This window comes from Lactobacillus sp. N54.MGS-719, assembly GCF_000980505.1.
Classification (GTDB): Bacteria; Bacillota; Bacilli; order Lactobacillales; family Lactobacillaceae; genus Lactobacillus; species Lactobacillus amylovorus.
This window is the reverse complement of record NZ_LARO01000043.1, coordinates 1-12,314: the sequence shown is the minus strand read 5'-3', so window position 1 is coordinate 12,314 and position 12,314 is coordinate 1. Positions and strand designations below refer to the sequence as shown.

At 36.6% G+C, this 12,314-nt stretch carries 15 protein-coding genes; 5 read left to right on the top strand and 10 right to left on the bottom strand.

Annotation, left to right across the window (positions count from 1 at the left end):
* The first annotated feature begins 234 nt into the window (after positions 1 to 234).
* Positions 235 to 1,230, top strand: coding sequence for an NAD(P)/FAD-dependent oxidoreductase (locus WS44_RS07510; RefSeq protein WP_046433892.1), 996 nt, complete (start codon positions 235 to 237; stop codon positions 1,228 to 1,230).
* Between the two features lie 8 nt (positions 1,231 to 1,238).
* A complete protein-coding gene (locus tag WS44_RS07505; protein ID WP_046433891.1) occupies positions 1,239 to 1,889 on the top strand; it encodes a VTT domain-containing protein in 651 nt (216 codons plus the stop codon).
* A gap of 12 nt (positions 1,890 to 1,901) precedes the next feature.
* On the opposite strand, the gene WS44_RS07500 is transcribed toward WS44_RS07505, so the two are convergent.
* The 5 genes from WS44_RS07500 to WS44_RS07480 are packed head-to-tail and all read right to left on the bottom strand — an operon-like array spanning position 1,902 to position 5,618.
* Positions 1,902 to 2,510 carry a TIGR01906 family membrane protein gene (locus WS44_RS07500; protein ID WP_013641547.1) on the bottom strand — a complete coding sequence of 203 codons (609 nt, stop codon included), beginning with the start codon at positions 2,508 to 2,510 and terminating at the stop codon, positions 1,902 to 1,904.
* On the bottom strand, positions 2,507 to 3,277 hold the full coding sequence (locus WS44_RS07495; RefSeq protein ID WP_013641546.1) for a TIGR01457 family HAD-type hydrolase: 771 nt from the start codon (positions 3,275 to 3,277) through the stop codon (positions 2,507 to 2,509). Before WS44_RS07495 ends, WS44_RS07500 begins: the two co-directional genes overlap by 4 nt.
* Complete coding sequence (locus tag WS44_RS07490; RefSeq protein WP_013437262.1) at positions 3,277 to 3,906, bottom strand: YutD family protein; 630 nt, start codon at positions 3,904 to 3,906, stop codon at positions 3,277 to 3,279. Before WS44_RS07490 ends, WS44_RS07495 begins: the two co-directional genes overlap by 1 nt.
* Entirely contained in the window at positions 3,907 to 5,283 is a 1,377-nt protein-coding gene (locus WS44_RS07485; protein WP_013437261.1) for a bifunctional UDP-sugar hydrolase/5'-nucleotidase, read from the bottom strand. It abuts the gene before it with no gap.
* Positions 5,284 to 5,297: 14 nt separating this feature from the next.
* Positions 5,298 to 5,618 (bottom strand): hypothetical protein, encoded by a 321-nt coding sequence (locus WS44_RS07480; protein ID WP_013437260.1) that lies wholly within the window; start codon positions 5,616 to 5,618, stop codon positions 5,298 to 5,300.
* A gap of 93 nt (positions 5,619 to 5,711) precedes the next feature.
* Here WS44_RS07480 and WS44_RS07475 point away from each other — a divergent pair, with 93 nt between their 5' ends.
* Positions 5,712 to 7,082 carry a glycerophosphodiester phosphodiesterase gene (locus tag WS44_RS07475; protein WP_046433889.1) on the top strand — a complete coding sequence of 457 codons (1,371 nt, stop codon included), beginning with the start codon at positions 5,712 to 5,714 and terminating at the stop codon, positions 7,080 to 7,082.
* Positions 7,083 to 7,136: 54 nt separating this feature from the next.
* Here WS44_RS07475 and WS44_RS07470 read toward each other — a convergent pair whose 3' ends face one another.
* Positions 7,137 to 8,138, bottom strand: a complete 1,002-nt coding sequence (locus WS44_RS07470; RefSeq protein WP_013641543.1) for a substrate-binding domain-containing protein — start codon at positions 8,136 to 8,138, stop codon at positions 7,137 to 7,139.
* Between the two features lie 145 nt (positions 8,139 to 8,283).
* Here WS44_RS07470 and WS44_RS07465 point away from each other — a divergent pair, with 145 nt between their 5' ends.
* The gene (locus WS44_RS07465; protein WP_013437257.1) at positions 8,284 to 9,390 is read left to right on the top strand and encodes a Xaa-Pro peptidase family protein; all 1,107 of its coding nucleotides are present in this window, start codon (positions 8,284 to 8,286) and stop codon (positions 9,388 to 9,390) included.
* Positions 9,391 to 9,438: 48 nt separating this feature from the next.
* Here WS44_RS07465 and WS44_RS07460 read toward each other — a convergent pair whose 3' ends face one another.
* Together WS44_RS07460 and WS44_RS07455 are read right to left on the bottom strand one after the other, a co-directional pair.
* Positions 9,439 to 9,813 carry a hypothetical protein gene (locus tag WS44_RS07460; RefSeq protein ID WP_013437256.1) on the bottom strand — a complete coding sequence of 125 codons (375 nt, stop codon included), beginning with the start codon at positions 9,811 to 9,813 and terminating at the stop codon, positions 9,439 to 9,441.
* Between the two features lie 17 nt (positions 9,814 to 9,830).
* Positions 9,831 to 10,256: a DUF948 domain-containing protein gene (locus WS44_RS07455; protein ID WP_013641542.1), complete on the bottom strand. Its 426-nt coding sequence runs from the start codon at positions 10,254 to 10,256 to the stop codon at positions 9,831 to 9,833.
* Positions 10,257 to 10,364: 108 nt separating this feature from the next.
* On the opposite strand from WS44_RS07455, the gene WS44_RS07450 reads away from it, so the two are divergent.
* The gene (locus WS44_RS07450; RefSeq protein WP_013641541.1) at positions 10,365 to 11,210 is read left to right on the top strand and encodes a mechanosensitive ion channel family protein; all 846 of its coding nucleotides are present in this window, start codon (positions 10,365 to 10,367) and stop codon (positions 11,208 to 11,210) included.
* 30 nt (positions 11,211 to 11,240) lie between these two features.
* On the opposite strand, the gene WS44_RS07445 is transcribed toward WS44_RS07450, so the two are convergent.
* Together WS44_RS07445 and WS44_RS07440 are read right to left on the bottom strand one after the other, a co-directional pair.
* Positions 11,241 to 11,462 (bottom strand): hypothetical protein, encoded by a 222-nt coding sequence (locus tag WS44_RS07445; RefSeq protein ID WP_014565578.1) that lies wholly within the window; start codon positions 11,460 to 11,462, stop codon positions 11,241 to 11,243.
* A gap of 152 nt (positions 11,463 to 11,614) precedes the next feature.
* Entirely contained in the window at positions 11,615 to 12,145 is a 531-nt protein-coding gene (locus WS44_RS07440; protein ID WP_014565577.1) for a transcriptional regulator, read from the bottom strand.
* Between the last annotated feature and the right edge of the window lie 169 nt (positions 12,146 to 12,314).

Genomic DNA, 12,314 nt, shown 5'->3' with positions numbered 1-12,314 from the left:
TTCTCCCTTTTGCAAGTACTTTTTTCATTTTATTGATTTTTCCTTTGCTCAGGCTTCTTATTCAAGCTGTGCCGCATCTCTCGAAACGACTTTATTAATATATAATACTTGCAAAACAAATGCAAGCACTTTTTTAATTAATAATTTGTCACGCTTAAAAACGCGACTTCAATAATATAACCTATTTACTACTAACGAGCAAGCATAATTTTCAAATGAATATTGCTCTAATTCATGTTAAAGTTGATACAGCAACACATAGAGGAGGTTTTTAAAATTAAAAAAGTTGATTTAGCTATCATTGGTGCCGGTCCTGTTGGAACATTTGCCGCACATTTCGCCCATTTACATGGTTTAAATACAATCCTTTTTGATTCCCTATCCGAGTTGGGCGGTCAACCGCAAATGCTTTATCCTTTTAAACAGATAACTGACATCCCTGCTTTCGGCACAATCAAAGCGCATGATTTAATTCAAAGATTAACTGCAAACTTAGAAAACGAAACTGAAATAGTAACTAATCATAAAGTTGAAAACATCGTCAAAAACGCAGACGGTTTTACAATTGATGATTCAGTCTTCGCACGCAGCATTATTATCGCTACAGGAGCCGGCGCATTCAAACCTAAAGAGCTCCCACTTAAAATGAACGATGACATCAAAAAAAGAGTTCATTACTTTATTAAGGATCCTAAAAAAATTGCTAACCAAACAATCGGTGTTTTTGGCGGTGGCGACTCAGCTCTAGATTTAGCACTTGAACTTGCAAATTATGCTGATATTAAATTAATTCATCGCCGTGATCAATTCCGTGGGCTCGAATCAAATGTGCAAAAACTCAAATCCTTAAAAAACGTTGAAATTCTTACCCCATATCTTCCTAAAGATATTCAATTAATTGATAATAAGTTAGACATTAGTCTTAAGAAAATGGGTGGCGATGAAATACGTCATGAACAATTTGATCAGATCGTAGTAGCCTACGGCTTTAGAGCTAATAATCGTTTCGTTAAAAAATGGGGCATTGATCTTAAAGGGGCAAATATTCCAGTTGATCGAGCAATGAAAACCAATATTGATGGAATTTATGCAGCAGGCGATGTTGTTTCTTACTCTGGACGTGTTCCTTTAATTGCCTTAGGTTTTGGCGAAGCTCAAATTGCTATTACATCAATTATGCGCAACCTATTCCCGGAAAAGACTTTAACAATCCATTCAACGAGTATATAGGGGTTTTTATGGCTTTAATTGATTTTATTTTGCATATTGACGACCACTTAGTCACCATCGTTAATCAATTTGGCGGTTGGTCTTACCTAATCCTTTTCGCCATTATTTTTATCGAAACTGGTTTAGTCGTTTTTCCATTCTTACCGGGAGACTCTCTTATCTTTGCGGCAAGTGCAATGGCAGCCAATCCAAAGTACGGTTTAGATGTTTGGCTAATTTACGTAGTGGTCGCCTTGGCCGCAATTGTCGGTGATACGGTCAACTATGAAATAGGCGCTTGGTCTACTCGAGCTGGAGAAAAACATAGCTGGTTCAATAAACTAATCAATGAAAATAACCGATTGGCAGCTGAAAAGTTCTTCGAACGTCATGGTCCAACCACGATTGTTATAGGAAGATTTATACCATTTATTCGTACTTTTGTTCCGTTCATTTCAGGCGGCAGCAAGATGCATTATGGCAAATTCATTACATATAATATCGTAGGTGGCCTACTTTGGACGGGATTATTTACAACAATCGGATTCTTCTTTGGTAATATTCCATTTGTAGAGGATCACTTCTCAATGATCGTAATTGCTATTATCCTTGTTTCGGTAGTGCCAATTGCTATTGTTGCTTTAAATAAAAAATTGTCATTAAAAAAAGAATTCCATTAACGGAATTCTTTTTTATTTACGCAATAATTTTTCTGCAAAATAGAGTTCATAAATGATTCCCGCCACGGCAAAGCATGAAGCGAAAAATCCTTCGGTTAAAACATTAATAATCGGATCCGTATTAGGATCAAATAGCCAATCGTTGTTGTTGAACAAAATATGGTGAAATATCACAAAGAAACTATCAAAATTTGTCACCGCAAAAGGAAAAATAACAATCGGAAGCAAGAGCAAAATAAGTGCTGCTGATTTATTCAAATCTAGCAATGCTTTTTTTCTTTGCTTTTTAAAGATAAAATGCAGCACCAAACAAATGATAAAAACAAGTACGGCTAACACAAATAATTGCTTACATTCCGCAAAGTGTTCAGCAGCATTTGGTGATGTGGGAAAATCGTCCATTTTAAGCTTATTTTTAAAGGGCCAGATCAAATAAACCATCAACTGGTTATAGTTATGCATGACCTTAAATAAAGACATGTGAACCGTCTCATTTGTCTTCTGAACGATCATGAAAATAAAGAGCAAGGGCCAGCTTGCAATAATTGCCCCAACTACACTACTAGTTAAAGCAAATAAGAAGTGATAAACGACTGAAAAAATATTGTCTTTTGTGATCATAGTTTGAACTCGTCTAAATTATTAACCAAAATTGTTGGTTGTCTTTTGCCTTGAATATCTTCTTTTTGAGTCACGCCAGTCAAAGTTAACAATTGATCCACGTCACTATTAAAGCCAGCTTTAATATCCGTATTGTAATTATCGCCTACTAAAAGGGTATCTTCTTTGGTGTAGCCCATTTTATCCAAAGCCATATTAACAATAATTGATTCTGGCTTACCGATATATAGAGGCTTTACGCCACTAGAAGCTGCTACAAAGGCACATTGGGCACCGTTACCAGGGATTAATTCCCCTTCTGCCGGCAAATTCATGTCAGCATTTGTCCCAATAAAAGTTGCACCATTTCTAATTGCATTTGAAGCTACGCGTACCTTATGGTAGGTCAAATCCTTATCCATTCCGACAATCACATAGTCTGGATCTTTTTCATTTAGTTCAAACTCAGGGTGCTTCAAGATTTCGGTCCATAATCCAATTTCACCGATAATGTACACACCAATCTTTTTCTTATGATTGTGAGCCAGAATATAGCTAACCGTAGCCATGCTTGGAGTATAAACATGGCTAATATCAGTATCAACGCCGTGGCCTTTTAACTTATCAACCACCATTTGTGGTGTTCTGGTCGTATTATTAGTTAAAAATAAATAGTCTTTATTATGCTCGATCAAACGATGAACAAATCTTACTCCAGACTCTACAGTTTCTTTTCCACGGTAAACCGTACCGTCTAAGTCAATCATAAATAACCGGTAATCTTTCACTAGTTTCCCTTTCTCTTTTTAATAATAAATGAATGATGCCGTCCAAATTCTTTCTTTATTGCAATTGATTGCTTCTTCTTGAATTTAGTTTGATGAACGCGCCGTTTCTTAAATGGATTATTGTTATTATTCTCATTTTTACGCCGTCCCTTATAATGGCGCCGACTGCGAAAACGTTCTTTTTTATTATGCTCACGCTCATAACGTTCATGCGTCTTTTTCTTAGGATGCTGATAAAAATGCGTAGGATGCGTTAACTCCAAGATAAAATATGGTCCACCTGGATTACGATACTCCTTCAAGTAATCAACAATCGCCAACTCTTTTTTATCAATTGAAGTGCAGGCCTCATCTTTATAAAAGCCTTTCAAACGCAAGTGTTCACTAGAAACATCCCCCACTAAATAATCATATTGATCCAAATAGGGATCATACTTTTTACGCAAGGTTTCTAAATCCAGTGCATCCCTCTCATTGGCAATGATGCTATAAAGCTGATCATTGATTTTGATACTCCTACCATCTTGGACTACGTTAGCCAAGGGATGACGAAGCGGCTGTTCTTGTTCAAACTTATTCGTTTTCTCTTCGCTATTTTCTTCTGAGTTCTTCTTGTTCTTTTCAGTCATTTACTTCACATCTCTTGATAATGGATATTTTTTGGCTAAATAATTGCCTACAACTTCACGTAAAAATTGAGGGAATAAGAATTCATTTTCACCAACAATAGCCAACGTTGGGAAAAATGGAACCAAAACATAGTGGTCCAAACAGGCTAATTGATAATCTTTTTCTGGATCAACTTCACGACCATTCACATAAACAATTCGCTTACGCATATCTACTTTGATCCCTTTATAGTACATTTGACCAAAGATCTTGCCTCTGAAGCTCATGCCTTGCAAATGAAAATGATCAAGATAATGACGGTTCTTTTCAATTTCCATTACCAAACGCCACAAGTCGCTGCCCTTTAATGTTGAGCGCACCACGTGCATTGGGTGTGGCAAAGCGTTTTGTAAATCGAATTGAGTTAAAATTCCACTCTTAAATGGGGTTAAAAACAAACCTGAGCTTAGAATCGCCAAGTCAGTTTTCGCAAAATCAGCAATCGCATCAAGGGAAGCTTGAACTGCGGCTACCTTGTCATCTGCAAATTTTTCAGGTAAATCTGCCACTTTACGTTCAGACAGCAATTTTTTACCTTTTTCATAATAGCCGCGAATTACTGCCTCATCTCCCGGCTCTTCTGGCATAGATGCAGTAGCAACCGTATTCGGAACAATCTTAGTTACATGATGATCATCTAATTCAACATGAATGTCACCAACATAGTTACCCCATTTACCAGTTTGGGTAATCCAAGTATGATCTACTTTTTCTCCATGGGCGATTAAATCATGACTGTGCCCACCAACAATTAAATCAATTTGAGGATAATTCTTAGCTAACCAGCGATCCATCTTCAGGCCAACGTGTGTTAATAAAATAAGTACGTCATATTGACCATCGATTTCTTTAAGTTCCTTATCCATCGTGCTTCCTAGCATTTTTACGTGCCAGTGATTAGGACCATACGTCATTGGATAAGCGGCAGTCAAGCCGATTAAGGCAATGCGCGTATTCTTTTTAGTAGTTAAAATCTTGTGTCCTACTGCCCATTTAGGCATAGTTTCGTCTTCTTCACGCAAATTCGCCAAAATTGTAGGAAAATCAGCATGATCAAACAAACACTCTAACACCCAATGCGGGTTAGAAATTCCTTCGTTATTGCCAATCGTAAGGGCCGTGTATTTAAAGCCATTCATTAATTTAATATTGGCTTGACCTTCTGTGGCATCAGTAAGTGGATGGGAACGATCCATAAAATCTCCCGCGTCAAAAGTATAAACTTCATCAACAGAAGTATCTGCCTGCGCCTTTTTTAAATAGCGTCCTATCTTAGGAAAATGTTCAAAATGTGAATGAAGATCATTTGTATGTAAAATTCGCCATGTTTCTTCCATTTTTGTACCACTTTCTAACCAATTCGATTGGCTTTTAATACCATATTATACGCATCGAGGATTTTTCCTTTAGGCTTTTCCCATTCCACCCATTTTGGATTTTTCCAATCGTCTTCATTTGTTAAAGTCTGCAAATCATAAGTATCATTAATATATTTTTCGTATTCAATCAATGCCTTGGTTCGTGGAATATTCAGTTGCAATATTCTAACGCTCTTGATAGCGCCATGGTCTGCTGCTAATTCGGCAATCCCATTTTGATCGATATTAGAAATTTCATAATATCGACTGCCATCATTCCTTGTAATTTCTTCAATTAAATCCAATTGTTCCATCAAATCACCCTTAAGGAATAAAAGAATCATACTATAAAAAATAGAAAAAAATGTGTAACCATGCTATTGTAAGTATGCGATAGAGGTGTACACATGAAAATTAAAAGCCAAGTATTTTGGGCTATTTTTTTTAGCTTAGTCTTTTTTACAACTAGCGGTTTTACTGTCGTTGGTCACCGCGGCGATCCTATCAAATATCCTGAAGAAACAATTCAGGCTGATAACTCCGCCTTCAATTCTGGTGCCGACTACGTTGAACTCGATCTTCAGCTTTCTAAAGATGGAGTATTGGTCATCTCTCATGATGATGACCTTTACCGAGTTACTCATACACATGCAATTGTATCACAAAATGACTTTAAGACACTTAAACAGCTAAGGTACGATAATGGCGAACACGTCATGTCGCTGAATGAGCTTTTTAAGTATTATAAAAATAGGCCAAATACTAAATTTGTTTTAGAGACAAAAATAGATCATAGCATTAACCCTTCTTATGAGCTAGAAGATAAAATTGCTCAAGTAGTTAAAGAATATCATATGCAAAACAGAATTATGATCCATTCTTTTTCTGCCGCAAGTTTATTTCATTTAAGAGAACTAATGCCACATGCATATTTAATCCTAATTGTTGGTAGTCTTCGCCGCATTAACTTCAGTATTTTACCTCAGGTCAATGCAGTTAACGCCTCATCCGATATTGTTCAAGAGCATCCCTTCTTAATTCACTGGCTCCATAAATTGCATAAGCAACTTTATGTCTGGGCCAAAATGGATGAATCGCCTGCTTTATGGCATTGGCTAATCAACCGAAATGTCGACGGGGTTGTAACTAACTTTCCGGCTACTGGTTTTAAATATAAATTAGCCAAAAGTGGCACCAAAAAATATGCCATCAATCGTTCAGGAATCTATTTTGGCAAAACTAAAACTGCCACAATGATGAATCCTTATGTGCGAATCAAAGAAAAGAAATATGTCTATCCAGGACAAAAACTTAACGTAACTTATGGCGTACGAGTTGATGATCGTCTTTATTACCAAATTGCCGAAAAGACATTTATCTCTGCGGAATTTGTTAACTTAGATTTACGCCAGCAAGATATTGCCCCATATCAGAATAAAAAGATTATGGCTAAGCCCAACACTAAAGTTACGCTGTACAGTTATCCAGATAATCAGGCCCAAACCAATAAAGTTTTACCTGCTGACAAACTATTCAAGATTCAAAACTTTAACGGCAGTCCTAAAAATATGTGGCTCTACACCAAGCTAGGCTGGGTCAAAGCAAATCAAATTCTGTTCTACGGTTTCTTCAGTAAACAAGCTTTTGCAGATTACAAGAAATTGCCAAGAGTTAGTCATTACACTAACTTGGCCTTGTTAACATATAATCCAAATAACCCAATCAAAGAACTAACCTTTAGTGAAAAGCAAAAGGCCGTTAACCATATTATTTATTAAAGACAAAAAAGACCAGTTCCTACAAACTGATCTTTTTTAATTTACTGATTTTAATTATTGGTTTAAAGTACTTTGCTTCTTAACCAATTCATATGGCAATTCAATATGAGTATCGTCAACTTCTTCGTTGTTCATCAACTTAGTCAACATTCTCATAGCTACGGCACCCATATCGTAAAGTGGTTGCTTAATGGTAGTCAAAGCTGGACGAACAACTGAAGCCAATTGAGTAGCACTCGCAGTAACGATTTCAAATTCTTCAGGAACCTTAGTACCTGCATCCATTGCTGAATTCAAGATACCTACTGAAGAAATGTCACGAGTTACAATTACACCATCAATACCATCTTTAACGAGTTGAGGATATAAGTTGTAACCATCTGAGTAATCCTTAATGCCAGTATAAATATGTGGTTCACCCAAATTGTTTGCTCTAATGAATTCTTCGTAAGCTGGAATTCTATTTTCGCCATTAACTACGGCATCTTGATCGCCAACTACAATAGCCAAGTTCTTCTTGCCATCATGCATGAGCAAGTTCAACGCTTCGGTATCAGCCTTCTTGTAATCAATCGTAACTGAAGCGAATTCTTCACGATTGTCCTTGGTACCTGCCAAAACCACAGGCGTTTCAGTACGTTTAAATGCTTCCGCAGCCTTATCTGGCAAACGGTTTGACATATAAATTACACCGTCAACTTGCTTGTTAAGCAAACTTTGAATAACTTGATCTTCTTTCATCAAGCGATTCTCAATACTGGTAATGATAATGTTGTACTTGTACAAAAGTGCAATATCATCAATCCCCTTTGATAATTCCGCAAAATATAAATTGGTTAAATCTGGGACGATTAAACCAACAGTAGTGGTACGCTTAGAAGCTAAACCTTGTGCTACCGCATTTGGTTGGTAGTGCAATCTCTTAATAACCTCTAATACGCGATCACGAGTTTCTTTTCTAACATTATTATTCCCATTAACAACACGAGAAACAGTAGCCATTGAAACTTTAGCTTCTCGAGCAACATCATAAATAGTAACATCTTGCTTATGCATTCTCATCTCAGTCCTTCCTGAAACTCCTTCGCCCTAATAATGTATCATTATCTAGCCTCAAGCGCAAACGTTTACAGCTTTTCTTTCATTTTTTCATGCATAAATCATGATATACTTGTAATAAATTTAAGAAAAGAGGAACGCTATGAACTTAGATAAATTACAACAATGGTTGCAAGATTACGGCAATGACCTTGCCTTTATTTCTAACCCAATTACCATTTCATACTTCACTGGCTATTCAATGGATCCTCATGAACGAATTTTTGCCTTGGTCGTATTTAAAGACGCAGAACCATTCGTATTCTGCCCTGCTTTAAACGTAGAAGAAGCCAAAGATTCTGAATGGGACGGCGACGTTATCGGCTACCTTGATTCAGAAGATCCATGGGGTATTATTGCTGACAACGTTAGAAAACGCGCAAGTGAGCATCACAACTGGGCAATTGAAAAAGACGATTTATCTGTTGCCCACTACCAACGCTTACGTGGCGAATTTCCAAACTCCAGCTTCACTAACGACGTATCTCCTTTCATCGAAAGACTTCGTTTATACAAGACGCCTGAAGAAATTAAGAAACTTCAAGGTGCCGGTGCTGAAGCTGACTTTGCTTTCAAGATTGGTTTTGATGCCATTAGGACTGGCGTTACTGAAAGAAGCATCGCTGGTCAAATCGACTACCAATTAAAGATTCAAAAAGGCGTAATGCATGAAAGTTTTGAAACTATTGTGCAAGCTGGTAAGAATGCCGCTAACCCTCACCTAGGTCCAACCATGAACACAGTTCAACCTAACGAATTAGTTTTGTTCGACTTAGGTACCATGCACGATGGCTACGCATCAGACTCAAGTAGAACTGTGGCCTACGGCGAACCAAGCGACAAACAACGTGAAATTTACGAAGTCGACCGCGAAGCTCAACAAGCAGCAATTGAAGCAGCTAAACCTGGTATTACTGCAGAAGAACTTGATAGTGTTGCTCGTGACATCATCACCAAAGCTGGATATGGCGAATACTTCATTCACCGTTTAGGTCACGGTATCGGTAAAAACGTACACGAATACCCATCAATCGTTCAAGGCAATGACTTGGTACTTGAAGAAGGCATGTGCTTCTCAATTGAACCTGGTATTTACATCCCTGGCTTTGCCGGTGTTAGAATCGAAGACTGTGGTGTCGTTACTAAAGATGGTTTCAAGCCATTTACCCACACCGACAAAGACTTAAAGATCTTGCCACTCAAAGATTAAGACAAAAAGAAAAAGGCCGATTAAATCGGCCTTTTTTAGTAGATTTGATTAAGCTTCTGGCTTATCTTCTTCTGCATCTTCAGCGTTGTGTTCTTCTTCTGCGTTGTTTAAATCATCGACAGATTCTTGAGCATTGTCGCCTGCAGTAACATCGTCATCTTTATTTGAATCATCAATTACGATATCATCGAAGTCTTTTAATTCCGAATCATCTTCAACATTCTTTGGGAATGAAGCTAATTGATTCTTGACAATTTCAGTGCCATTATCGTATTTCTTCTTCAAATCTTGAAGCTTGTCGTTATCTTTAATTTTGTTCTTAACGTCATCTACTTGTTCATCACTAACAAGAAGTGAACCTGCGAGAAAACCTGCTGCACATCCAGCAACGGCACCTAATACAAAACTTGCAAATTTTTTCATGGTGAATTCCTCCTTTATTAATTTTCACCTCTGCGACGCTTACGTCTTGCGAATGCCGTCGCAGCTATTGAAGAAACAAGACCAGCATGGCTAAAATGATTGCTGCTAAAGCGTTTAGCGATCTTCTTGGATGAATCATTTAACTCTGATACGCTTTCGCCTAAATCTGCAGCAGCTTGAACTACTGGATCTAACGTCTTCATTTTACCATTAATATCGACCATCAGGTCATTAGTTTTATCCAACAAATCATTTGTTTGATCCATCAGACTATCCATATCTTCTGTCATCTTTTTTAATGATTCATTAGTTGTTTGAATAGTTGTACTGGTTTCTTTTAATAATTTTGCGGTTCTAGTAAGCATTGGAATTGTAAACAATACCAAAATCAAGAAAGCGATAGCCGCAATCAAACCAGCTAAAGCACCATAAGAAATTGTCATTTTTAACCTCCATTATTATCTAAAAAAAGTCTAGCATGAAAATGCTTTATTCTCAATCTATGTATTGTTATTATTTTATAGAATCATAATGTAAAGAAAGGACCATCTATGAAGCTTCCCTCACAATTAAATATTCAAAAAATAAAACTAGACTGGAATAAAATCGGTCAAAATTTACTTTCTACTGTTTGGCAGTTAGCAATTACGACCCTGATCTTTTATCTATTATCTCACTTTGGGCATAAATTAATTAACAATTATTTAGCTAAACACAATACATTAAAAAATAAACGCTCTAAAACAATTGCTGCTTTGATCAACAGTTTATTCCAATATACGTTGATCTTCTTTTATTTGTTTGGCGTCTTATCAATTTTAGGTGTGCCAGTTGGAACGCTACTGGCCAGTGCCGGAATCTTCTCCCTAGCTTTAGGGATGGGGGCCCAAGGATTCGTCAGTGATCTGGTCAACGGTTTCTTCATCTTGAGTGAAGACCAATTCGATGTTGGTGACTTGGTACAAATTGGCACTAACGTAGGAACTGTAGTTCAACTGGGGCTTAGAACCACTAGATTAAAAGGTTCAGATGGTTCAATTATCTACATTCCTAACCGTAATATTACCATCGTGCAAAACCTAGCTCATGGCGGTGTGGCACTTGATATTAACCTTGACCTTGATGCTGAAAACGATGTTACAGAAGTAAGCCGCCTCATCAAGCAATGCAATCAAACTATTCAACCCGAGAAAAAGACAATTGTTCAAGGTCCAACGATTACAGGAATCACGGAACAAACCGGCAACAAATTTGTTTACAGCATTCACTTTCAAGTTAAGCCAGGAAAACAAAGTGCAGTTAGAAATTTGTATTTAACTAAATACATTCAAACTTTGCAAAAAAATGGCATTAAATTTGCTAGTGTGCCTACCCCAAAAACAACCCAAGCTAAGTAAAAAATGTCCAGTTTTAAAAACTGGGCATTTTTATTTTTGATCAATATTTTTGATTTCTTTGTAAGTTCTATAAATAGCAATTATTCCTGAAAGATTGATCAGAATAAGTATCCACCAAACTTTTTTATCTGCCATGGAAATCGTAGTTAAAAACCAGATATCAAATAAAACATAAAGTAGAAAAATAATTAAAATATTCCAACATCCTAGCTTAGCCACATATCGTGAATAATATTTTCTAGTTACCGGCAAACACGCTGCCACCATCACAAAAATTGCTAGAATTCCGATTACCCATAATGCCTTAATTGCGCCTCTTTCAAAGCATGATTTATTTTTGCTATTTTTATTATCATGCTTTTAGTAGCACCCATTTACTTATTTCCGAAATCTCGGAAACCAATTTATTCACCATAGATCTGTTTAATTTGTGTAAATGCAACCTGAAAATCTGATTTCATATTTTTAAGTCCTAGAAAATCTAAATACTTAAACAAAGAAGCTATTTCAGTACTGTCATTATTCTTGGCATAATCAATCAAACTATGCATGAATTTTTTACGAATAGTTTCTTCCGCATACAGATTCATTATTTCTAACGTATCTAATTTTTCTAACAAACTTTCAGCTTTGGGCAGATCCTTTTTATTTAATGGCTCATCCTGATACCGCTTTAAATACTGCAACGAAATTGCTTTAAGCTGCTTGATATTATTTGCTCCATATGCATCGGCAATATCTTGAATTGAAAAATATAAATGTGAACTGACCGTATTTTCTAAAAATTCCATTGGTTGAACATGGATATTAAAAAGCAAGGCAATAACTTTACACCAGGATAAATTATCCTTGCCCTTTTCCCATTCTGCTAGCGTAGACTTGTTAGTAATCTCCTTTGCTGCATCAACTAAATTAATATGATGAGCTACACGCATTTTTCTAAATTTCGGGCCATAGATATTATCTTTTATTACATTTTCTTTTACAGAGGTCTCCTACTTATAAACACAAACATACTAACCTAGTGTTGGATCATGAATCGACGGATTCATGATCTGGCACTTTTTATTTTGTTTAGAATAAAAAGTGAAGATAAAGCAAACA

Coding starts and splice junctions, on each gene's coding strand:
- WS44_RS07500 (WP_013641547.1), bottom strand. CDS start 2,510: ATGATCACAAAAGACAATATTTTTTCAGTCGTTTATCACTTCTTATTT.
- WS44_RS07460 (WP_013437256.1), bottom strand. CDS start 9,813: ATGAAAAAATTTGCAAGTTTTGTATTAGGTGCCGTTGCTGGATGTGCA.
- WS44_RS07490 (WP_013437262.1), bottom strand. CDS start 3,906: ATGACTGAAAAGAACAAGAAGAACTCAGAAGAAAATAGCGAAGAGAAA.
- WS44_RS07440 (WP_014565577.1), bottom strand. CDS start 12,145: ATGCGTGTAGCTCATCATATTAATTTAGTTGATGCAGCAAAGGAGATT.
- WS44_RS07455 (WP_013641542.1), bottom strand. CDS start 10,256: ATGACAATTTCTTATGGTGCTTTAGCTGGTTTGATTGCGGCTATCGCT.
- WS44_RS07480 (WP_013437260.1), bottom strand. CDS start 5,618: ATGGAACAATTGGATTTAATTGAAGAAATTACAAGGAATGATGGCAGT.
- WS44_RS07510 (WP_046433892.1), top strand. CDS start 235: ATGTTAAAGTTGATACAGCAACACATAGAGGAGGTTTTTAAAATTAAA.
- WS44_RS07475 (WP_046433889.1), top strand. CDS start 5,712: ATGAAAATTAAAAGCCAAGTATTTTGGGCTATTTTTTTTAGCTTAGTC.
- WS44_RS07505 (WP_046433891.1), top strand. CDS start 1,239: ATGGCTTTAATTGATTTTATTTTGCATATTGACGACCACTTAGTCACC.
- WS44_RS07485 (WP_013437261.1), bottom strand. CDS start 5,283: ATGGAAGAAACATGGCGAATTTTACATACAAATGATCTTCATTCACAT.
- WS44_RS07470 (WP_013641543.1), bottom strand. CDS start 8,138: ATGCATAAGCAAGATGTTACTATTTATGATGTTGCTCGAGAAGCTAAA.
- WS44_RS07450 (WP_013641541.1), top strand. CDS start 10,365: ATGAAGCTTCCCTCACAATTAAATATTCAAAAAATAAAACTAGACTGG.
- WS44_RS07465 (WP_013437257.1), top strand. CDS start 8,284: ATGAACTTAGATAAATTACAACAATGGTTGCAAGATTACGGCAATGAC.